Origin of the sequence: Streptomyces sp. NBC_01298, assembly GCF_035978755.1 — a bacterium.
Taxonomy (GTDB): Bacteria; Actinomycetota; Actinomycetes; order Streptomycetales; family Streptomycetaceae; genus Streptomyces.
Window position 1 is genome coordinate 90715 of sequence record NZ_CP108415.1, and the last position, 21860, is coordinate 112574.

The following is a 21860-nucleotide window of genomic DNA, read 5'->3' on the forward strand; positions in this document are numbered from 1 at the left end:
GTCCCGCGAGGTATCTATCTCACGGCTGTGACGTGGTGGTCGTCGGCTGCAAGGCGCGGCCGCTCCTGCGGCTGCGGCTCAGGCGGTCCTCGTTGCGCACTCGGCGGTAGTCGGCGCGGTAACGGCGCTGCTTGGCAGCTGGGTCGGCAGGCGATGTCCGGCGGTAGATGGCCTGGATGTCGTTGGAGAGCGCGGCCCCGATCCGGAGGCTCACGCCCATGAGGTCCTCGTGGTCAGGCTCATCGGCCAGGGTGCCGCCGGGTTCGTAGTGCGAGATCAGGCGGGCGGCGTAGCGGACGTGATCCGGCTCGTCGGCAGCGGCGGTCTTGAGGTCGGCGATGTGAGTGGTCCGCTCGGCCTCGGTGTAGGCGAACATCAGCAAGCCGGAGGCCGTGGGAGTCCCGCCGGGTGCGGCGCTCTTGGATCGGTTCGGCCTGGTGGAGGAGGTGGTGGTGCGGACTGGGTTGCGCTGCAGCCACAGGGCCACCGTGTGACGGCTTCGGTGGTTGAGCCGCAGGATCCTTCCTGTCGGCATGAGGGCGGCGTAGAGACCGTGCCTGCTCTGCGCGGTGTAGCCGATGAGTTCGCCGTCCTCGTGGACGGGACGGACGTCTTGCATGCCTGCGGCGTGGGCCGCGGCTTCGATGCGGGCTTCGCTGAGCCTCTGTGGGGGCCGGAGCGTCGTGGTCTGGTCTTGAGGCTGTGCGGTGTCCTCCTCCGGGGCTTCGGTCACGGGCCCTTCGGGAGTGGTGTCTTGCTGAGGCGCGGGCCGGTCGTAGTCCACCGATCCGTAGTAGTTGACGTGGAAGTAGTCGACCTGCGAGTCACTGCCGTCGTAGTTGTAGGCCTGGTGGATGACTTTGAGATCGGTGAGCACTGCTTCGAAGGCGTCTGACGGGACCCATCGCATGTCTCCCCACGGGTCTCGCTTCCGGACGAATCCCCATTCGCGGGGGACGTTCTTGACGCGCATGCGGATCGCGCCGCCGCCGGAGAAGTATTCGCTGGTCACAGAGACTTTGATCTCCTTCGGCATATCGCCGAGAGGGTCAACGGTTGCGAGTGCGCCGGGTGCAGAACTCTTCGCTCCGACCTTGCGGGCCATCTTGATGTCGGCACGCATGAGTTTGGCGATGTCCTGCAGCCGCATGCCCTTGACCTGCTCGTACTTGTCTCCGTAGACGACCTCGGGAAGGCGGTAGCCCCCTGGCTTCCTCGCTGTGTGGGTGTCGGTGACCTCCTCACCGTTGTCCCGTGCCTTCTCGATGACCCGCTTGAGCATTCGCTGTGCTGCCTCGCGCTCTTCGGCTTCGGTGCGAGGGTGGTTGATCAGGTTCTGGAGGAGTTCGATCTTCTGGGCTGTGCGCGACTTGGTGGGGGTGGTCCGCTTACGGGGCATGACAGGTCCTCGGGGATGGGAGCCGCCCGGGTCAGCGGCTGCTGAGGACCGTCGCTGACCCGTGGCCTAGGCCCGCAACGTGCGGCCGTCCACCAGTGCTGGCTGGCACCATGCCGGCCCGCAGCTGGCCCGTGCAGGCTGCTCGACGTCGACGGCACCTGGGGGTCCTGGGCCTGGGACACCGTCCCCGGACGCCTCACCTGGTAGCGGCCCGATGCGGGATGGAGTAGCCCGGTACCTCGCTGGGCTGTAGCCCCGAGGACGCAATGGCTGAAGGGCCGCCCTGCTACAACGGGCTGGTCCCCCTCCGGCTTCGTGCAGAAGGGGGACCAGCAGCGTCGATGCCAGGTTCAGCTCCATGGCACCAGCCCCGCGTCGCGGTGATCAGCCTGGCGGTCTGATGCCGCATGCTCAGATACGCGACGCGGGTCGGATTCACCCCGGGAGGTGCCTGTCAGGGCGGGAGCACCGGGCCTGAACTACCAGTAGCGATCGCGGTTGCGCTGGCGGCGGTCCCGCAGACGCTTGACGGTGGCTGGGTCTGCGGCCCATGCCGCGGGCACGTCGAGTAGGGCGTTGAGGAGCTGCGAGTACCGCGTGGGCGCCATACGAAGGATCTCTCGGATGTAGCGGTCTCGGGGGCCCTGCGCCATCGAGGATGTCAGCTTGGCGGCTTGCAGAATCTGCAGCTCCTGATCAGTCAGTGATCGTGCGGTCCCCGCGGTCCCGGACAACGGGCTGTCCGGTTCCCCTGGTTCTGGGGCACTGGCCTCTTCGGACATCTCGCTCCCATGCTCTGTTTGAACGGTCTGTGTGGACCGGTGAACAGTCGCTGGCTGATGGCCAAGGCCCGCAAGGCTCCCATCCGTACCCCGCACGGCTTGAAGTTCCAGCGCGCGCAGGTCTGTGTGGCTGGAGGCCGCCCTCCCCACCCTCCCCACCTCCCTTCTGGGAGAGGTGGGGTCCATCGGGATGCAGGGGTCCGACGCATGCAGAGCAAGCCGGAGGGCCCGACTGCGCGCGTGCCGGGTGTGGATGCACTCCGCCGGCCAGCTCGGGTTGCTAGGCGGGCAAGCTCTGCTCTCAGCCAGGCATCGGCCCCGCGGGGCGGGACGCCGGGCGAGGTCGCTCGCGCACTCGGTGGGATGCGGGAGCTGTACGTCCCGGTGCGAGGGCGGCCGCGTTGAAGGCTGGGGGCGGGCGCGGAAGTGTGGAGGCGGGTGGCGCCCGTGAAGAGGTGTGGGTGCCTCGCGTCCTCACCTTCCCTTCCTCTGAGGAGAGCCTCTTGAAGCGCTCGGCAACTGCACTTGCGGTCATGTCGTTTGCCCTGGTCTTGGCGGCGCCGGCTGCTGCGCATGCCGCGCCCGCGCGGGCGTCGACGGCAGCAGCCAGCAGCTGTTCGACCTGGTACGTCAATTCGAACGGTGTCAATTTCCGAACGGGTCCCGGTACGGGGTACCGGTCTGTGGGCCTGCTCTACTACCCCGACAGCGGGACGCGAGTCAGTGAGACTGACGGATGGGTCAAGCTGCGGCTGCGCTACAAGTCGCGGACTGGCCTTCCCGCCGGCACGACGGCGTGGGTGTCGAAGTCCTACTCGAATCCATGCCTGCCGATCGACCTGACGTAGATGCCAGGCCGCCGTCCCGTGGGACGGCGGCCTGGCATTTCCGCGAGAAGGAGCGCGTAGGCGGGCGCGGTCGGGGTCCCGGTGTGCGGGTGCGCAACAGGTGTTCAGCCTGTGAGCCTTTCAAGGTGCGCAAGGCGCTTCGCGACGGCATCCGGTCCCGTGTTGAGCGTTCCGGAAATGACCGGGAGGACGTTGCGGTCCGTGACCTGCCAGTCGTATCCGTAGTCGTCCCCGAGCGGATTGGTCAGGCTGATCAGGTAGCCGCCCGGGAGGGGAACGTGGACGAACTCGCCGGCGCTGTCGCCCGAGGTTCTGTGCGAGACCCCGCGCGTGGTCAGCGCCGCCGTGAGCGCGTCGTGAGTGGCGTTCGCGGTGCGCGCGCCTTCCTCGGTGGGGGCCGGTGCGATGGCTTCCAGGAAGCCGACGAGCGCATCTGTCGACGAGACACTCATGATCTTGTGTTCCTCTCACTCTGCGGGACCTCTGGTCCCGTGGGGTGAGTCGACGGTGCGTGGCGCGGCACCTAGCGACACAAGTGGCAGGCGAGCCGCCCATCGGCTTCAGGTGCGCCCCGGTTTTCAGCAATGGGGTACGTAGAGGACGGTCCGTGGGCGGATCTTGACGGCATCAGGCAGCGAAGCCGAGAGACCTCGTGTACTCGTAGGCACCCCAGTCGGAACCGATGGCGTCGCGCAGCTCGTCGATCCATGCGTCGTCCAGGAGCCGTTCGCTTCCCTTCTCCCAGCCGCCGTCCGACCATCCGGCCACGATCGCGTCCCAGCTTCTGATCTTGACCTTCCGCACGCTCTTGTCCCGGCGACGGTGCTCCTGGGCGACGTTGCCGTCCTCGGCGGGGTGGATCTCGATGAGGGTCCCGCCGTTGGCGTTGAGGCGCTGCAGGAGGTAGCGGGCGACGTTGTGCCGTCGCATCCGGCGGTAGGTCTCCTCGATCAGGGTCAGGTTGTCCTCGCGTGGTGTCTGGCTGCCGTCGAGCCACTTCCTGAGCGTGGCCGGTGCTGGGTTGAGCCCCTCGTTGGCCATGGTCCGCTGAGCGTGCTTTGAGCGCGTCATGTAGCGGAGCCGTGCTGCGAGGCCGCGGTGCGTCGTTACCGGAGAGGTGATGCCGCCGGCCAGGCCGTCGAGTACCTCGGCGGCTGCGAGGCTGCTGCGCTGGCCGGTTGCTCCGTAGTGGCCGAAGTCGATGTGATGTCCGGGCACGGTCAGGCCTCCGGGGAGATGGTGATCTCGCTGGTCTTCTTGAGCTTTACTTCCGTCACTCCGCGCCCTTCGTCGAAGACCGACCGCCAGGCACCGATGACATGGAGCTCATCGGTTCCGCTGAGCCTGACGACGTGCAGTCCGGCCGCGTGCGCCTTGAGGGCCTTGCCGTACAGGTTAGAGAAAGCTTGGCTGCGGATGGTGTGTGCCCAGTCGGGGCGGACAAGGCTGTGGTTCGCGCTCGAGGTGCCAGCGGTGGAAACGAACTTGGAGTAGATGGCTTTGACGTAGAGCTCGCTGAGCTCGTCGCCCTCTGCGATGGCCTGGGCGCGGACCTCGGTGAGGGCGGTGCGGAAGTACTCCAGGAGGTGCTCGGTGCTGCCGCTCGTCCAGGACTCGTGGATCTCTGGCGGGGCGCAGAGGTTGCCGTTCTTGGGAGAAGCCAGTCGGTTGAGCAGCCTGAGGGTGGGCTCCATGATCCACAGGGGTCCGGGTTCGTCCCGGGCCCCGATGGGGTTGGGGAGATGGTCATGGTGCCACTCGCCCGGGGTTACGAGGTGTACACCGGAGCGCTTGAGGGCGAGCGTGTTGATGGCGCCCGTGGTGTGTTCCGGCTCGCCCAGTGGCAGGTGGGTCTTGAGGGCGCTGAGGTAGGCGCCGTTCATGTCGAGTTCGTCGACGGTGTGGGTACCGGGCGCGAGCGGGAGGGTGTCCCAGCGTCGGCGCCAGTGCGGGCGGGCTTCCCAGACCTGGTTGGGCTTGGACTTGCTGGGCTTCTTGTAGATGGCGTCCGGCAGCGGCGGGTAGGCGATGACGTCGTATCGTCCTTGCGCGCGGCTGATGTCGAGGAGCTCCATGGCGTGGGGGATCGCCTTCTTCTCCAGGTAGGTCGCCGCTGCCTCCATGTCGCCGCCGGCGTCCTTGAGTGCGGCCTGGACGTTGCGGCGGAGGAAGGCCACGCAGTTGGCGTGGGTCTCCGCTCGTTCCTGACGTGGCCGCGGTTCCTTTCGCTCCCGTCGGGGCCGGTCTGGTTCAGCGCTGGCGGGCGCGGTGGTGGCGGGCTCCGGCGCTGGTGCCGCTGCGAGGGCTGCTGTTTCTCCCGCCTCCGCGCAGGCCTCGGCGGACACGTGCTGGGGGAACCCTTCCAGGGTGGTGGTGGTGGGGAGGTTGCAGAGTACGCAGCGGGCGGGAGTCGCCAGCGTGGTGACCTCGGCCTCCAGGTCGCTGTCGTGGGGCGCAGCGGTCTGCTTGGCGGGTTCAGTATCGGCTGCGGCTTCGTCGGTGGAGGTGGTGACGAACTCTGCGAGGTGGGAAAGGCCGTGGCGGCGGGCGTAGGCGGAGCACGCCTTTTCCGGGCCTGCGAACAGGTCCAGAGGGTCGATTCCGAAATGAGCGGCGACTCGGTCGGCTTCATCGAGTCCCCACGGAGTCGCCCCCTGGCGTCGGCTCACTGCGTAGTCGGGCAAGGCGATGCCTCGGGCCAGGTCGATCTGCTGCTGCTGAGAGAGTGCGAGGAGCGCAGTGATCGCGGCACGGGTCTTGGTGAGTGTGCTTGGGCTCTGCGACATGGGGGAAGCATACTCGCAGACTTGCACTCAGTGCAATTCTCTTGCATTGAGTGCAAGTCGGCCGTGTCTTTGGCTGTACTTCCCTTAACGAGCCGACGTCCCCTTGGACTTCGCGCAGACCTCATGGACCCAGTCGCGGTGTGCTCCCGCCCGGTCCCCCGTGGTGGGGTAGCTGCGGGTGCCTGCTCGGCTGAGGCCGCGTGCTGGCGGGCGCCTGTGGTGTCCGACGATCGCGTGCCGAAGCCTGCCCGATGAGTTGGACGATCTCGGCCAGACGGTGCGGGTCGACGTCTCGCCGACTGGCGGGATCGGCCTGCTCAAGGACCCTGTTGAGCGCGAGAAGTGTTCGAGTCCCGGGAGCGGCGGCCTCGACCATGCGTGTGCGCTTCAGCTGTGGCTCGGACTCCGCCCGCGCCCAGTCATGGATAGCACGGGCGCGTGCTGCGGCGGTGGAGGCCGCACTGAGCACTCCCTGCCCTTCCAGGGCGAGGAGACGCTCCTGGGCGGCGGCAGCGTCGGGGTGGCCGCGGGAGGGGATCAGCGGTCCCAGCTCTTTGAGAAGCGGCTGCACTCTGGTCACGCTGTCGTACAGCTGCGCGGCCTCCTGGGCCGCGGTGTTCATCCAGGCGTGGTCGTCACTGGAGATGCGTGCCGTGATCAGGTCGAGGACGTCGGTGGCGCGCTCCGCGGCCCCGGGGAGCTCTGGTCCGCAGGCGGCGAGGCGGTTCCAGTCCTCCACCAGTTGCGCGTCGGGGGCGTCGTCGTAGGGGATGAGGAGGTCCGCGCGGTTGAAGGCGGCGCTGGTCTTCAGAGACTCGTTGGCGATCTCAGCGGCTGCTCGCGGTGAGATCCGGGTCTGTCGTGCTACCTCGCTGACCACTTGCACAGAGGGGTGGACGTCGGTTGCGGCGGCGAGGAGGATGCCCCAGGCTCGGCCGGCCTGAAGCGCGCTGTCGAGGGCTGGGGGTTCGTGGTCACTGGGCATGTGGCGGATGAGCCAGGCGGCCTGGGCGCGTACAAGCTCCTGTTTCCGGCTGGCTGAAGGCGCGAGGAGATCATCAAAGGCTGACTGTCGGAGCGCCTCCGTCAGCAGGTGACCGGGGGCGGCAGGTCCGTCAGGCCGCGAGACGGCTTGTGGCGTGTCGGTGGTGTCTTGGGAAAACCAGTCGATGGCCTGCTGTACAGAGTCCCCGGGAGCTTGGGAGGCTCGCGCATCGGGTGCTGACTCATCCGCTGCCATGGCTGGCTCCCGGGCCGGGGTGACTTGAAGCCATCAGATGGTCGCCTGGTTCCCGGCGTAGCGGGACAGGTTCGGGACGGACTGCTCGTGGTGGCGCAGGGCCTCATACGTGGCCTGTTTGAGTTGAGCCTGCGTCTGGTCGATGAGCTGGCGGGGGCGGGTGGCGGGGTTCTGGGCTGCGGCTTCCATGGCGGTGCTCGCATCGCGGGCCGTGCGGCGCACGGTCATGGTGACCAGATGGCCGGCAGTCTGTTCGGCGGGCGGGACTCGAAGCGTGCGTGCCGCATAGCCGATGTTCTGGATTTCGGAATGGCTGAGCTCGGTTCCCGCCTGGCGGGCCAGGCGTTGCGCTTGGTTGGCCAGTACCCAGGGGTCCACGGCCGCACCGGGGTGGAGGGTTTGAAGAGCCTCGAACAAGTAGGCGTGCTCGGGCTGGGTGAAGTCCTGCGGTGCCAGGGCTGATGTGGGGCCGCCGGAGCGTAGTTGGTTCGGGTCTTGCATCAGGGAGATCAGCACGCGGCGTTCGGAGTCGCGGGAGGTGTAGCTGGCGTCCTGGGCGGGTTCGGCGGAGACCGGTTCGGGGGTGGGGGCGTCGTTGGCTGCTACGGGGTCCGGTGCGGCGTCGAGTCTCTCCTTGAGCTGATCCAGGGAGTACTGGCGGGTGGACAGCTCCATCGCGATCTGTCCGAGGGGTGCGTCGGACAGGCCGGTGCGACGGACCTCCCCCGCGAGTTCCTGGACAGTGGCGGGGATGCTGGGCTCGAGGATGAAGCGCAGCGCGTACTGGTCGGCGTGATCCTGGTTGGGGCAGAAGTCGGCCTGGGTCGCTCTGGCGAGATACTGAGCTATCGCCCGGTTGGTGTCGGTTCGGAGTCGTTCCTGAGCCTGAGGGTCTGCGGTCGAGCGGTGGTAGTCGTTGTAGGACAGCCGCTGGTAGATGTGCTCGATCATCGCCTGGGCCCGCTGCTCGGGGGTCAGGCTGGGGTCGGTGGCTGCGGGGAGCGCGATGGCGGGGTCGGGTCCGGTGACAAGCGCATCCCAGATCTCGGCGGTGGCAGGGTCGCCGAAGTCCTGCGGCTGGAGCCAGTAGGGGGAAGCATCCGGGGAGGATGGCTGGTAGCGGAACTTCGCGGCCCGGGCTGGATCGTTGAGTATCGCGCCGATGACGGCGACTTCCTTCTCCCGGGCAGACGCGTCGTCGGTGCGGCCTCGGGCGAGGGAGAACGGTACGCCTTCGGTGGTGCTGGGGTGCTGGGCTGCCCGGACTGTCACGTAGGCGTCGTGCCGGGCGCTGTCTGTGTTCGCTTGCCAGGTGGTGCTGGCCAGGTCGCGGAGTGCGCTGTGCATGCTGGCCCAGTATTCGGAGCTGGCGAGGGTCTCGCGGGCGTGCGGCATGCCGGCCGCCGCCATCTGCTGGTACTTCGCGTAGAGCTGCCCGGCGACCGCGTCCGCGGTCACGTGCGCCGGGTCGGCGTTGGGGAAGGCCTGCAGTCGCTGGTCGATGGCGTCAAGACCACCGTTGAGGAGGATCTCGTAGATCTCCCCCGCCCATGGGGTTCGGAAGTGCTGTGGCAGGAGCCAGTACTGCGGAGGTGAGCTGGTCCAGTTGACCAGCTGGCGTGCGGCCACGGCCCGATCCCGCAGCATGCTGCTGATCACGTTGAGCTCATGCTGGGGCTCGCCGTAGCGTTCGTTGATCATCGCGAGTTGGCCCCCGCGCTGGGGGTGTTCACGTCGGGTGTGCCCTGCCCGCGGGGCAGGGTGGCGATGGCCGCCTGGTAGCGCTCGGCCTGCTGGTCGAGCTGGGAGGTTGCGGTCTCGTCGAGGGCAACCCACCACTGCTCGGTCTGCCTCCACCAGCGGTTCATGTAGCGGATGGGACTTCCCTCGAAGGGCCCCATCGCTTCGGCCTTGCCGTCGGCCAGGAGCTGGTCCATGGCAGGGATGGGCATGGGTGCGGTCAGCACTCGCTGCTGGGCCGAGTCCCGCAAGGACTGCATGCGGGATGCCCAGGCTGAGGGCTCAGTGCTGGGCTCGGCCATGTCGGCTCCGTTCTCCTGCGGGTGGGACTTGTTGAGCGTGCAGAATGACGAGGCGGTGCTTCAAGCGAAGGGCGGCGTCCGGACCAAGGGGTGAGCGGAAGATGCTCCGAAATCTCTTGGTGCGTCCCGGCTGGCGGGATCACGGCCTGGTCTGCCGGGGGCGGGGTGCTGAGCTGAGTGCTGTGCCGGGCCGGCGCGAAGCTAGGGGTTGACCGCCGGTCTGATCGGTGTGCTTAACTGTTGGAGAGACCAGTCATCTCCCAGGCCCAGCCGACGAGCTGGGCATTGAAATCCTGTGCCCTCGGGCGCGGGTATGGCTGGTCTTTTTTCATGTGCAGGCGCTGGAGCCGGCGGCGCTCTGCAGGCGGGCTGAGCTGAGCGTGACGCACGGGTGGGATTCGCGATCAACCACGACAGGCGGCTGGCTTCCTGCGGCGGTCGCCGTAGGAAGCCAGCCGGGCTGCAGTGCGGCTTGGGGGATCAGCGGCGGGACCAGCGCGTCCAGCGGCCCGTCGTCAGGCGTTCGGTGACGAGAAGGAGCGCCAGGCACGACAGGAGCAGGCCTAGCGCCTGGGCGAGCTCGGTGGACATCCCGCGGTGCTTGTAGGCCAGGAGGCCGCTCACCAGGGCGAGCACAACGAACGCGAGGACGAGGACGAACTGCAGGAATGCCGCGAGGGATCGGAGACCGTGCTGCTTCTGCATCGGGAGGAGCCTCCTGTCGGCATCGATCCGCGCGGAGTCGGTGTGCTGTCGCGCCGTTGGCGACTGTAGCACCGGGTGATCGCGCTCTATTCGGGCGACGGCTCCGCCCTTCCCGCCGCTGGGCTTAGGCCCCCAAGCGGGGAGCTAGTTGGTGGCCTGCAGGAGCCGCTCTTCGATCTGAGCGCGGATCGTCTGTGTGCGGTCGGGCGTGGTCACCTCGTTGAGCATGCTGAGGAGGTCGGGGGCGGATATAACCGCCTCGTCCGGCTCGAGCTGCATCCACGTCCAGGCCGCGTTGCCGGCAGCCACCTGGGTGAGACGCATGCCGGGGCCGAGTCCGTCGTACCAGGTGAGCGCGAGCCAGGTCCAGGAAGCCGTCGCGTAGGCGTAGTCGCCTTCCAGGACCGCGAGGTCGGCGCGGAACTGCGCGGCCTTCAGCGTCCGTGGCGCCGTCTCGCCGAACTCTGCTGCGAGGTCTTGGATGAGGGCGTCTGCAGCGGGGATGGCGGTCTCGAAGTCGTGTGCTCGTCCGGCCTCGTGTGCTGTGGCGAGGCGCCGGGCCAGGTCGTTCGAGGTGGGCGAGGTCGGTGCTTCGTCGGCTGCGGTCGTGGCTTGCGTGCCGGGGGGCCGGGTGGTTCCGTCGGGCAGGACCTCGATGTCGAAGCCGGAGCCGGTTCGGTCATCACTGACGTGCACCTGGACGGGTGTCCCGCTCCCTGCTGCTTGGATGTGGAGGATCTGCAGGAGGACCTGGGACGGGTCGATTCCATCGGGTACTACCTGGGGCTCGGCGTCGAGGCTGAGCTGGGCGTCGTGGGAGATGTGTGCCTGGTACGGGGTGATGGTGTTCATTGGTGGTTGCCACCATGCAGGTGGCGTCCTCCTTCCGTGGTCAGAGCGAGAGTCCGTGGCCGCGCAGGTAGTCGACCGGGCTGATGTCGGATCCGTAGGCGGGTCCGGTGCGCGCTTCGAAGTGCAGGTGGGGACCGGTCACGTTGCCGGTCGCGCCGGATACGCCTATCTGCTGGCGGGCGGTGACGGCCTGCCCTTGGCTCACGGCGATGGAGGACAGGTGGCCGTACTGGGTGTACTTGCCGTCCGACATCTTGATGACGACTTCGTTGCCGTAGGCGCCACCCCAGCCAGCCTTCACGACGGTGCCAGTGCCTACCGCCTGGACGCGTGTGCCGGTTCCTACGGCGAAGTCGACTCCGGTGTGGCTTCCGGATGACCACATGCCGCCTCCTGCCTTGTAGGGCGTGGTGATCCGGGAGTCTTCGACGGGTAGCGCCCAGGCGCCGGTGCCCTTGCTGCCCGCGTTCTGGGCCGGGTCGCATCCCGAGGTGGTGGTGAGTACAGCGTTGCCCCAGCTCTTGACGACCAGCTCGCCGGCGGACTGCTCCCACTTGGCGTAGGCGTCGGGGAACCCGGAGCGCTGAACGGCTTGCGCGACCTTGGTCAGAGGCTTCGTCTGCCAGTCCTCGATCTTCTCAAGTCCCGCGTAGAACTTGTTTGACGCGTACACCGCATCGGTCACTTGAGCCGGCGTTCCCCATCCCTGTGAGGGCCGCTGTTGGAACAGTCCGAGGGAGTCGAGGTCGCCGTGATTGATGTTCTCGAGGGTTGACTCCTGCATCGCGGTGGCGACGCCGATGACCGCGGCGCGAGGCGGCAGTCCGCGGCTACGGGCCACGTTGGTGATGATGCTTGCCCACTTCTGCTGGGAGGCGTTCCAGCTGGGCATGTTCTGCTTCCCCTGAGGGTTCAGCGGAACGGTTACCGGTGCCCCCGGTGTAGCGGGGGGAATCGTCTGTTTGTCCTCGTTGACCTGAATCGCCGTGCTGCCAGTCGAGCAGGCGTCGTCCCAGCCGCCTCCGTTGGGCTTTCCGGCGCCCAGCAGGAGCGGAATGCAAAGCGCTCCGGCGAGTAGCGCAGCGAGGCCTCCCGCGCCGGCGCGCATGCCTGTGCTCATCTTCGGTCCCCAGTCGTCGATGCGTATCCCGCCACGAGGGACAGGAACCGCGTTTCCCGTGCCATGGGGTGGACCCGATACGCCGGGCGTCCCAGGGCTGCGAATGCGCCACTGCGTCAGCCGGTGAAGCGCGGCTAGCGTCTGCGCCGAGTGAAAGCAGCAGGGAATCGACAACTCGCGCTGAATTGTATGTCACTGACAGGCGGACACGTCAACGCATTCGACGGGGAGGGGGGCTGACAGCTTCTCAATTCATCGGAGCGCTATCAATTCGGCTTGCGATTCCTGGCTGTCGACGACCGGATGTCCAGGTCCTCACAGCGGACTCGGGCAGGCGCCTGGGAGGGTTCGTGCAGGTTACACAGCAGATATTGGCCGCAGACATCGGAAGCCTGGTTGGCGGCATCAACCCCGACTGGGGTGTTTTCGGGGCTCTCGGCACCAAGGCCAAGATCATCATCGGCGCAATCATGGCGGGCGCGATTCTCTTCCTGCTTGGAAGCGCAATCGTGGGTGCCGTTCATATCCGCGTCGGAAATCAGCAGCACAACTCGATGGAGACCAAGAAGGGGCAGACCATGGTGGCCAGCTCCCTCCTCGGACTCTTCACCGTCGCTTCCATGGCGACGATCTTCACCATCGTCTACGGATTTGGAATCTGATGAACGGGAATCCGAGGAAGGCCGGTACGCGCAGCCTGACCCCGCGGACCGCAGAGGCTGCGGGGGCGGACGGCCCCTCGCCGTGGCGCAGGGCCAAGATCGGCGCGATCGGCTTCGCGATCGTGCTCGTGGTCGGCATCCTGCTCATGCTGACGGGCGGCAAGAAGGACAAGCAGTCCGCGGACGAACCGGCCCCTAAGGCGACGGGGACGAGTCAGGCCGGCGGCACGGGGCCGGGAGTCAAGGCCCGGTCGGTCCAGGACGGGGTCCCTGTCGGGTACCCGCAGACCAAGGACGGGGCAGCTGCTGCTGCGGTCAACTTCCAGACCGCTCGGTCGAGCCCGACCTACTTCACCGACGAGAGCCTGCGCCACCAGGTGCTCAAGACGGTGATGACCCCGGCCGCCCTCCCGGTCCAGCAGCAGACGGACGATCAGACGGCCAAGGGCCTGATGGCTGCGCTCGGAGTGACGGCGCAGACGGCTCCGGACATGGTCCTGCGCGCTGCTCCGCTGGGCACGAGTGTGAGCGCCTTCTCGTCCGAGACCGCGACCGTCAAGGTCTGGATGACCGAGGTGGTCGGCGTTCCGACCGACAAGTCGGCCATGCCCGTGGCCGCGACCTGGTCCACCTACACCCTGATCCTCCAGTGGCAGAGCGGGGACTGGAAGGTCGCCACGATCAGCCAGGCCAACGGCCCCACTCCCCTGGTGACCGGCGACTCGGCGCCGTCGGCGACGGCCGACATGCGCCTGGCCAACAAGGAGTTCGATGCTCCGCGCTACGCAGGCTGACACGTTCCGCCGCCGGGCCGCACAGGCGCTCGTCACCGCTGTGCTGGCCGCCTCCGTCCTGGTCGCTGGCCCGGCAGCTCCGCAGGCCCGTGCAGACGTGAAGGTCCCTGACTGGGCGAACCCGTGCAACGCACCGGGTGGCAAATACCTCTGCGACAAGGCCAGGAAGGGTGGCGAATGGCTCTACGAAAATTCCGGAGCGAAGGGCGTGGTCGACGGGGTCGCATCCGTAGCCGACTTTGCGAGTGACCCTTTCGGATACATCGAGGGCAAACTCCGCGGCGGCACAAAGGGAATGTTCGAGGCATTCGGTGAAGAGCTCACCGGGAAGAAGCCTTCCGCTCCCGCTGGCGGCGACAAGAAACCGAAGAAGGACGAGAAGGCCAAGGGGGACTAGTTCATGATGGAAATCGACTGGGGAAACCCAGGCTTCCTGCGCCTCTACGGCCTGGTCTTCGCGCTCTCTGCCGTTCTCACCGCGGTGATGTGGCTGATATCCGTGGTGAAGCGGGCCGTGCGGGGCATCCCGATCGGCCAGGCCATCATGGAGAACATCGGCTACCTGCTGATGTCTGTGGTGGTGGCTGGGTTCTCACCCTTGGCGGTGGCGCTCACGGTCGATTTCGTCGACAGTGCGGCCGAGGAGATTCTCGGCGATTACATCGCCGAGGTGTTCGTCGGTGGACTGGTCATCTTCACGGCGCTTGCGGCGATCTCCATGCTCATGCCGGGCGTGGGTGTCGTCATCGCAATTCCCATCGCGCTGGCCATCCTCCTTGCCGTGTTCGGCCTGTGGGTCATGCTCGTCGTGCGAAATGCCCTGATCCTCATGGGGCTCATCTTCGGTCCGATCGTCTTTTCCGGACTCGTCGACAAGGATCTCTGGGGTCACACGAAGAAGTACGTCGGCATCCTGGGCGGAATCATCGCCAGCAAGCTGGGCATCTACCTCGCCCTTGCTCTGGCCGGAGCTCTGCTCGACGGCATGGCCGACAGCGTCGACAGGATCACGCTCCCGCAGGCGATCGGCACGTCCATCACCTTCCTCGCGCTGCTGTTCATCGCTCTCTTCATGCCCTTCCAGATCGCCAAGTGGATCCCCTTCGTGGGCGATGAGCTGCAGTCGATGCACCAGGTCAAGGAGGAGGCCGGGCAACGCGCGAAGGCCGCGAAGGCCAAGCAGAACGACATGAAGGCCCAGGCCGCGAACAAGCAGACCGGAGGTGGTGGCGCGCAGGCCGGCGCTGCGAAGGCTGCAGGACCTGCGGGAGCCGCACTGGCAGTCAAGGAAGCCGCGGACCAGCTGCGCGACCAGACCGTACAGGCCGCCAAGGACGGCGCCAACAACGCTGCAGGCGGAGGCGGTCAGTCCAGCGGCGGCGGTCAGTCGGGCAGCGGCGCTCCGTCCTCCGGCGGGCAGGGCCAGGGGCAGAACGGTGCTGGCCATCGTGGCGGCGGCCGCGGAGGCCAAGGAGGAGGCGTCGGCAGGCGCCCCGGCCGTGGAGGTGGGGCGCCCGGAGGAGGCACTCGTCCCCCGGCTCCCCCGCCGCGGTCCGGCGGAGGGCGTCCCATGCCGCCCCCTCCGCCACCGCCCTCGCCGTCTGGAGGCGGACACACACCGCCCCCGCCGCCAGCTCCTGCACCGCCCCCGCCGTCGGCGTAGCCGGCACCCCAACGCCCACCACGTTTCATGAAAGGAGTCGCGATGGACCGCCTCTTCACGTTCCCCCGCCCGCGTCCGCGCGGTCTGCTGGGGCGTCGCTTCGAGATGGACGAACAGCTCGTCCTGCTTGGGGGGATCGCGCTGGCGGTCGGGCTTCTGGCAGCTCTGCCCGGGATCCCGCTGAAGATCATCGGGGCCCTCGGCGCGGCCGGTGGCTGCGTGTGGGTCACGATGATCCCTCACAAGGGACGTACGTTCCTGCGCTGGTTCGAGATCCGGCGTTCGTACCGGCGGCTGCTGCGTGACGGCAAGCTCCTGTACCGCTCCACCGCGCCCCTGGCGGGCCGACGCCGGGACGGAACGCCCGAACCCATCACTCAGCCGGTGGGCGTCCCGGACGCCTTGGAGTGGATCACGGCGAGGACGTCCTACGGGGACATCGCCGTGCTGCTGCAGCCCACGGAGTCCATGTTCGTGGCATGCATCGAGGTCGAGGCCGCCAAGAACTTCGGCGGATTGGACGGCGCTGACAAGGAAGCGCTGATCGGGGCGTACGAGTACCTCTTGAAGGAGACGGCTGAGTCGGGCGGCCGCATCCAGTACGTCCAGTGGCTGGCGCGGCTGCTGCCCACCGATCCGAACGCCCACGCTCACGACGCGGCGGCGCGCAGGGATCCCTCCGCCCCGTCCTGGCTGGACGACTCCTACAACCAGCTCCTGGACGCGGTAGCGGTTTACGCAGAAGACCGTCGCCTGTTCCTCGTGGTGGGCATCCCCTACACGCAGGAACTGGCCGCCGAGGCCCTGCAGTACCGCACCCTGCACGACGGGTACGGCGAGGTCCTCGGCAAGGAGGTCGACAACTTCATCCGCGGCCTGTCGGGCGCGCAGTTGCGATGGGTGCGCAACCTCGACGAGCCGGGGCTCGCCTCCCTCATCCATCACAGCTACGCACCCGACCACTGGATCAACGACACCCGCGGCATGGACCGCTCCAGCTGCTGGCCGGCTGAGATGGATGCTCGGGACCCGTCCCGCATGGCAGCCCGCAGCTGGGAGGGCGCCGACCCGTGGCACACCTCCACCGCTTGGATCAAGCAGTTCCCGGTGCTGCCGGTCGGTGTCAACTTCCTCGCACCCCTGCTGCTCTACGTCTCGGACGTGATCCTCACCGTGGGAATCACCATGCGGCTGGTGCCGGCCGACAAGGCCCTCGAGGACGCGATGGCGGACGTCACGAACGAGGCCGGCCAGGCGGACAACACCCCGGGGAAGATCACCGACCCCCGTGAGGAGCGTGAGCTGGGCGCCTCCTCGGCCACCATGCATGACCTCGCCAACGGCGCGGCCGGCATCCGCCTCACGGGGTGGGTGACCGTCACGGCCCCGGATCCTGAGCTGCTGGTCCAGCACCGCAATACGGTGCGCGCCGCAGCAGTGAAGTCCCAGCTGGCACTGGAGTGGTGCGACTCGGAGCAGCACCGGGCCTTCGCGAACACTCTGCCGCTGGTCACCGGACTGCTGAAGGACTGACGCCCATGCTCGAGCTCATCCGACCGCAGGCCCAGACTCGGCGCCGGGCCCTGCGCACCACTACGGCCACCGCGTCCGGCCTGTACCCGGCCGTAGGCGCGCCCTCCTCGGACCCGCGCGGCGTGATCATCGGAAGGGAGATCTACTCCGGCAAGGCCTACATCTACGACCCGTTCGTCCTCTACGACCCCAGCGCGCGCGAGCGCCTCCCCAGTGGTCACGCGCTGGTGCTCGGCAAGTCGGGCTTCGGCAAGTCCAGCCTCGAGAAGTGCTACGTGCTGCGGCAACTGCGCTTCCGAGACCGGTCCTTCTGCATCCTCGATGCCCAGGGCGAGGACGGCGTCGGCGAGTGGGACTCCATCGCGCGCGCCCTGGGGGTCTCGCCCATCCGCCTGGTCTACGGAGGTGAAGACGGAGAAGGCGTCCGCCTCAACCCCCTCGACCCGCGGATCCCGGCCCAGTACCAGTTCAAGATCCTCTGCTCGATGGTGGAGATCATCGGTGGCACCCTCAACTCGGAGAGCGAGTTCGCTCTCTCCGTGGCCCACACAGCAGCCCAGATCCGTGCGGCAGCTGAGAACCGCGTCGCTGTGCTGTCGGACATCCACGACGCCCTGACCAACCCGGCGCCGGCGATGCTCGGGAAGCGCCAGATCGGCTCGGAGGACATGGTCACCTGGGGCCAGCCCGCGAGCCTGGCCATGGACCAGCTGTGCAGTGAGACCCGCGACTTGGCCGGCCTGTTCAACGGCCCCACTACGCCCGGGATCGACCTGGACGCACGCCTGATCGTCTTCGATCTCACCCGCCTCCCCCGCGAAGGCGAGGCCATGCCGCTGCTGATGAGCGTCATCGGGCCCTGGCTGCGCTACGCGTGGATCAAGACCGGCGACAGCATCAAGCGCACGTTGATCGTCGAAGAGGCCTGGCACATCCTCAGCCACCGACCAGTGGCCCGGCTCTTCGAAGAGTTCGTGCGGTACGGACGCCGGCTGGGGCTCTCCTTCTGGGCCATCCTCCACCACCTCGGTGACCTCCAAGTCGAGGAAGCCCCGGAAGCCGCAGCCATCTTGAAACTCACCGCGACCCGCGTGCTCTACCACATGGACAAGGCCGAGGCGGATCTGACGGCCGACTACCTCCAGCTGCCCGACTGGGCCCGCGAAGCACTCGTCGACGGCGCCAGCCGCTGCTCGCCAGGGCGCGCCGTGTGGCAGGTCGGCAACCGCCTGCACCTCGTCGAGCACATCCGCAGCGCCACAGAAGCCGCGCTGACCAACACCAACCGAAAGATGACCGAGGCCGCCACGAGCACCCGGGCGCCTGAGGCACCACTCATGACGATGCGAAAGGGTGCCGCCTGATGTCCGACGCACACGCTACGACCCGGGCAGCACTCCCGCGGTGCCAGCAGCAACGACAAGGAATGGGAACGCCCGTCCGACGTGACGTCCGCAGAGGTGATCGGTAATGGCCAAGGTCGTCACCCCACACTCGGGCAACCGGCTCCACGTCTACAAGGACGCCTGGTGGATCGGGCTGTGCATAGCCGCCGTCGCACTCACCCTGTGGACGTGGATCGCCGCGCTCCTCTCCGGGATCCTCGCTCACTTCTCCCCGGCTCTGGTCTCCTGGAACGAAACGGCCGCCGCGATCCCGCACCTGCTCACGGCACCACACCGGCCGCAGGACGCGTTTCCTCCGGAAGCCGGAGTCGGTGGGCCGTTCACCTTCTATCCGATGTTCCTCGGCGCGGCCTTCGTGACCTGCTGGGGCACACGGGCCGGCTGGCGCCGCTGGCGCAGCATGCGTGACGAGGGAACGGACGGCCTGGCCACCGGCGCACAGCTTGAAGAGGCGATGGGGGAGGCGAAGGCCCTCTCACGGCTCGGCGCGCTCCGCCCCAGCCTCAGCACGCCCCGCCCATCGCTGCAGAAAGGTTCCTCCACGCGCAGCCTGAAGCCCTGGCGGGGCAGCAGCAAGCCTCAGGTCACCGACGTGCCGGTGAGCGAGGTCGCCGTGTTCTGCGGGACCGCGATCCCGACAGGCGTGAAGCTCTACATCCCCTTCGAGGAGACCGTCCTGATCGTGGCCCCTCCCCGCGAGGGCAAGACCTCCCAGCTGATCATGCCGTGGATCCTCGACTTCCCGGGATCAGTTCTGGCGACATCGTCCAAGACGGACGTCCTCTACGCGACGGCAAAGTCCCGGGAGGCGTACGGACCGGTGATGGTCCTGGACCCCACGGGCCTGTCGAACTGGCCACTTCAGCTGCAATGGAGTCTCCTCGACGGCTGCGAGGACTTCAGCGTGGCGCGCAAGCGCGCCGAGACCCTTACCGGCACCGCGAAGTCCGACGAGGGGACGAAGAACGGCGGCTACTTCGTGATGAACGCGCAGATGCTGATGACCTGTTGGCTGCACGCGGCCGCCCTCGAAGGCCTCAGCGGCATGGACATCCTCCGGTGGGCCACCGCCCCCACCGAGCGGCAGCCGGTCGACATCCTGGCCGCCCACGGCCAGGAGAACCTCGCCCGCGCCCTGGCGGCGCAGCACGCGGCCGCACCGGAGGAACGCTCGGCCAGCTGGCGGACCGCGGAGCAGAGCATCCTGGCTCTGTACGACGCCAAGGTCGCCGCCATCTTCGGCAAGTCGGCCCGCGACGAGCAGAATTTCTCCATCACGAAGTGGCTCACCGAGGGCGGCACCGTCTTCCTCATCGGCGAAGAGGAGGAAGGCAGCTCCCTGGCACCGGTCCTGGCAGCGTTCTCCAGGGCCATCCTTGACACCGCCAAGGTGATCGCCGCGCGGATGCCGAACGGCCGGCTCGATCCCCCTCTCGGCGTACTGGGCGACGAGCTCGCCAACGTGGCACCCCTCCCGCAGATCCCGTCCCTGATGTCCGTCTCGGGGTCACAGAACATCTTCATGGTCGCCGTGCTCCAGAACCTCGCCCAGGCACACGAGCGCTGGGGCGAACTGGGCGTCCGGAAGATGTTCGCCGCAGCCACCATCAAGGTGATCTTGGGTGGCGTCTCTGACGAGCAGGAACTCAAGACCTACAGCGCCCTGGCCGGAGAGTTCGAGGAAGACACCGAGTCGGTATCCGACAGCGGCGACAGCAGCTCGGTCAGCATCTCCACGCGGCGCCGGGCCGTCCTGGAGCCGGGCGACATCCGGCAGATCAGGGAACGAGAGGGCCTGGTCGTGCATCGGCGTACGCCGGTGACGCGAGTGCGCTTCGAGCGCATCCACGAGGGCCCCCGGGCCAAGGAGATCGCCGAAGCGACGAAGGATGCGCTGCGAAAGGTGAACGCTCATGCGCGCTGAACCGTCTGGCACGTCACCCGGTCTCCTGATCGGTGACCTAGCGAGGTGCATCACGCGTGAGGACCGACCGTTGCCGGCGGCGACGGGCACCCCCTCCGCGTCTGCTCAATACCAGCGGCTGCGCCCCCCGAGGCCGCACCGTCTTTCTCCCACGCTGCGCGCAGCTCGATCCCGGGCCTCACGAAAGGAGGCGGCTGATGCCTGATCCCCTTGCTCCGCTCTTCGAGGCGCTGGAGTCCATCAACAACGAACTGACCACCTTCGCGGCCCGGCTGGCGCGGCTCGAGGATTCCGGATCCGTCCGCGGCGGCTCCAAGCAGGGCGGCGACAGCAGCGGCGGGGGCGAGAGCGACAGGGTGCCGGGCGCCCCTGTGGTTTGGCACCGGATCGAGGACGAGGAGGTGCGGGCTGCGCTGTGGGCGGAGTTCGTCTCCTGGGTGATTCGGATGGCCGACACCTACGAGCTCACCACGGAGCAGCTGCCGCACGCCTGCTGGTGGGAGCACGGCGCTGTGGTCGCCGAGCTGACCGCACTGTGGACGGGCTGGGAGTCGGCCTACGGCAATCAGGAGGACGCCGCGGCCAGCCCGTACCTGTGGCACGACGCCTGGTCTCGGGCAGTGGAGAGGATCAGCCGGATGTGGCTCGGCGAGTGCACCAATGGCTACCACCAGGTCAAGTCCCGCACGACGTGGGGTACGGATCCTGCGCGCCGCAAGACGATCTTGGAAGCGGGGCCGCCTGGGTGCGGAGGTGGGGCGCCGAAGCCCAAGGACACCTAGGGTGCCGTGGTTCGCACGCGAGCCCTGGGCTGGGTGGCGGAATCCGTCCTAGATGAAGTCGCGCCAGGCGTAGCGCAGTGCGGACCTTCGCCAGTCTCCACAGTCACTGGAGCCGTACATGGTGACGGAGCGGACGGCCGAGGTGAGGATGCCTCGGCGCTGGGTGTCGGTCATCGACCGACTCCACTGGTCAAGAGCGTGCTTTGCCGTGACTGGCACGTTGAGGGTCATGTCGAAGCCATCGGCGGTCAGGGACTCCTGCGCGACGGCCAGCTGGCGGCACTCGTCAGGCCCGAACACGCGGGGAACTACTTCCTGCGCAACTCGGGACTCCAGGGCGTCCGCCGGAAACGCGGGCAGGCATCCAGTCGCGCAGTGGTAGGTCGCGGGGGTGCCACCCCCCGTGAGGAGGAGGCCGCAGACTCCGCAGTTGAGCAGGTCTATGAGCAGAGGCCCGTCCCAGGGCTGGCTGCGCTTGGCGTCCAGCAAGGGGTGGCCTGGCTGCGTACCCCGCGGTATCAGAGTGACCTGCCTGAGGTCCGGTCGCCCGGTGGGCACACTGATGAGGCAGGCCGTGGCCGGAAAGGGCCCGGTGTCAGTGCGCCACGTCAGGAGATGGCCCGCCGAGTCTGCATCGTGCGGGTCAGATCCAGAGTCGGGGCCGGAACAGTAGCGGCTAGCTGCTCGGTCGAGGTCGCGGAGTTCAGGGTTGTCCAGGCCGGCGCCCAGCTCTTCGCGTACAAGGTCTGCGACGCATTGGGCCACCTGCTGCCAGTTGGCAAGGCGCTCGCGGGCTTCGTTGCTGTGCAGGATCCATCGCGGCAGGCTCCAGCCGGGGGTGGCCGAACCAGGAAGCAGGCGCTGCGCGTAGCAGTTGGCCTCGACTGTGCGCCACTCACTGTCCACTATGAGCGCGGGTATGTCGTAGCCGTGCAGGATCTGGCTGAGGTACCGGTCGAGGGATGAGTCGGCCGGCTGGAAGTGCAAACGCCTGGTGTGCGGAATTTTCAGGGCATCGATGACAGCCTGCACAGCGGCGCCGCCCGGCCATGCAGTCCCAAGCTCAAGCGCGCGGTACTGCGCCTCGGTGATGCCTGCCATCTCGGCGACGCGGGCGGGTGCGAGCGCCATGCGTACCCGGTAGTCCGCGACAACCGCGCCGAGCGTAGCGATCACCATGCACGGCTCCTTGACTCCGGTCTCACTTGCCCATTCGACGCCGGACAGTGACCGGCCCACCTCTGCTCCGACGTACGGTGCCAGGGTACGGACGCGTGCGGCTTGAAGCTACACGCGGTTTTGGCTTGCGCCCTACCTGTATT

21 protein-coding genes are annotated in these 21860 nt (G+C 67.7%); 9 read left to right on the forward strand and 12 right to left on the reverse strand.

Translation table 11 applies throughout. The annotated features are described in order from the left end of the window. Positions 1-19: 19 nt before the first annotated feature. Together OG730_RS41695 and OG730_RS41700 are read right to left on the reverse strand one after the other, a co-directional pair. The gene (locus tag OG730_RS41695; RefSeq protein ID WP_327309791.1) at positions 20-1399 is read right to left on the reverse strand and encodes a hypothetical protein; all 1380 of its coding nucleotides are present in this window, start codon (positions 1397-1399) and stop codon (positions 20-22) included. 479 nt (positions 1400-1878) lie between these two features. Then, positions 1879-2367, reverse strand: a complete 489-nt coding sequence (locus OG730_RS41700) for a DUF3263 domain-containing protein (RefSeq protein ID WP_327309792.1) — start codon at positions 2365-2367, stop codon at positions 1879-1881. Between the two features lie 317 nt (positions 2368-2684). Here OG730_RS41700 and OG730_RS41705 point away from each other — a divergent pair, with 317 nt between their 5' ends. Next, positions 2685-3029, forward strand: coding sequence for an SH3 domain-containing protein (locus OG730_RS41705; protein ID WP_327309793.1), 345 nt, complete (start codon positions 2685-2687; stop codon positions 3027-3029). A 104-nt stretch (positions 3030-3133) separates the two neighbouring features. Here the strand turns inward: OG730_RS41705 and OG730_RS41710 are convergent, their stop codons facing one another. The 9 genes from OG730_RS41710 to OG730_RS41750 form a co-directional block, all read right to left on the reverse strand. Next, a complete protein-coding gene (locus OG730_RS41710; protein WP_327309794.1) occupies positions 3134-3481 on the reverse strand; it encodes a hypothetical protein in 348 nt (115 codons plus the stop codon). Positions 3482-3656: 175 nt separating this feature from the next. Next, entirely contained in the window at positions 3657-4247 is a 591-nt protein-coding gene (locus OG730_RS41715) for a transcriptional regulator (RefSeq protein ID WP_327309795.1), read from the reverse strand. Positions 4248-4249: 2 nt separating this feature from the next. Then, positions 4250-5815 (reverse strand): hypothetical protein, encoded by a 1566-nt coding sequence (locus OG730_RS41720; protein WP_327309796.1) that lies wholly within the window; start codon positions 5813-5815, stop codon positions 4250-4252. Between the two features lie 121 nt (positions 5816-5936). Then, positions 5937-6800: a hypothetical protein gene (locus OG730_RS41725; RefSeq protein WP_327309797.1), complete on the reverse strand. Its 864-nt coding sequence runs from the start codon at positions 6798-6800 to the stop codon at positions 5937-5939. 288 nt (positions 6801-7088) lie between these two features. Then, entirely contained in the window at positions 7089-8756 is a 1668-nt protein-coding gene (locus tag OG730_RS41730) for a DnaB-like helicase N-terminal domain-containing protein (protein WP_327309798.1), read from the reverse strand. Further along, the gene (locus OG730_RS41735) at positions 8753-9097 is read right to left on the reverse strand and encodes a hypothetical protein (protein ID WP_327309799.1); all 345 of its coding nucleotides are present in this window, start codon (positions 9095-9097) and stop codon (positions 8753-8755) included. Before OG730_RS41735 ends, OG730_RS41730 begins: the two co-directional genes overlap by 4 nt. Positions 9098-9577: 480 nt before the next feature. Next, positions 9578-9802, reverse strand: a complete 225-nt coding sequence (locus OG730_RS41740) for a hypothetical protein (RefSeq protein ID WP_327309800.1) — start codon at positions 9800-9802, stop codon at positions 9578-9580. A gap of 144 nt (positions 9803-9946) precedes the next feature. After that, on the reverse strand, positions 9947-10654 hold the full coding sequence (locus OG730_RS41745) for a hypothetical protein (protein WP_327309801.1): 708 nt from the start codon (positions 10652-10654) through the stop codon (positions 9947-9949). Positions 10655-10694: 40 nt separating this feature from the next. Beyond that, complete coding sequence (locus OG730_RS41750; RefSeq protein ID WP_327309802.1) at positions 10695-11546, reverse strand: M23 family metallopeptidase; 852 nt, start codon at positions 11544-11546, stop codon at positions 10695-10697. Between the two features lie 599 nt (positions 11547-12145). Between OG730_RS41750 and OG730_RS41755 the strand changes: the two genes are divergently transcribed. From OG730_RS41755 to OG730_RS41790, 8 genes are all read left to right on the forward strand, one after another. Continuing rightward, on the forward strand, positions 12146-12436 hold the full coding sequence (locus tag OG730_RS41755) for a DUF8827 family protein (protein ID WP_327309803.1): 291 nt from the start codon (positions 12146-12148) through the stop codon (positions 12434-12436). Next, a complete protein-coding gene (locus tag OG730_RS41760; protein WP_327309804.1) occupies positions 12436-13230 on the forward strand; it encodes a DUF8175 domain-containg protein in 795 nt (264 codons plus the stop codon). The genes OG730_RS41755 and OG730_RS41760 overlap by 1 nt, the downstream gene beginning before the upstream one ends. Continuing rightward, entirely contained in the window at positions 13208-13627 is a 420-nt protein-coding gene (locus OG730_RS41765; RefSeq protein WP_327309805.1) for a hypothetical protein, read from the forward strand. The genes OG730_RS41760 and OG730_RS41765 overlap by 23 nt, the downstream gene beginning before the upstream one ends. 3 nt (positions 13628-13630) lie before the next feature. Further along, positions 13631-14893 carry a hypothetical protein gene (locus OG730_RS41770; RefSeq protein WP_327309806.1) on the forward strand — a complete coding sequence of 421 codons (1263 nt, stop codon included), beginning with the start codon at positions 13631-13633 and terminating at the stop codon, positions 14891-14893. A gap of 42 nt (positions 14894-14935) precedes the next feature. Beyond that, positions 14936-16426 carry an SCO6880 family protein gene (locus tag OG730_RS41775; protein WP_327309807.1) on the forward strand — a complete coding sequence of 497 codons (1491 nt, stop codon included), beginning with the start codon at positions 14936-14938 and terminating at the stop codon, positions 16424-16426. A 5-nt stretch (positions 16427-16431) separates the two neighbouring features. Continuing rightward, positions 16432-17790, forward strand: coding sequence for a putative type IV secretion/conjugal transfer ATPase (locus OG730_RS41780; protein WP_327309808.1), 1359 nt, complete (start codon positions 16432-16434; stop codon positions 17788-17790). Positions 17791-17896: 106 nt separating this feature from the next. Further along, entirely contained in the window at positions 17897-19756 is a 1860-nt protein-coding gene (locus tag OG730_RS41785) for a type IV secretory system conjugative DNA transfer family protein (protein WP_327309809.1), read from the forward strand. 197 nt (positions 19757-19953) lie between these two features. Further along, positions 19954-20538, forward strand: a complete 585-nt coding sequence (locus tag OG730_RS41790) for a hypothetical protein (protein WP_327309810.1) — start codon at positions 19954-19956, stop codon at positions 20536-20538. Positions 20539-20586: 48 nt separating this feature from the next. On the opposite strand, the gene OG730_RS41795 is transcribed toward OG730_RS41790, so the two are convergent. Next, positions 20587-21717, reverse strand: coding sequence for an MmyB family transcriptional regulator (locus OG730_RS41795; protein WP_327309811.1), 1131 nt, complete (start codon positions 21715-21717; stop codon positions 20587-20589). Positions 21718-21860: the final 143 nt, after the last annotated feature.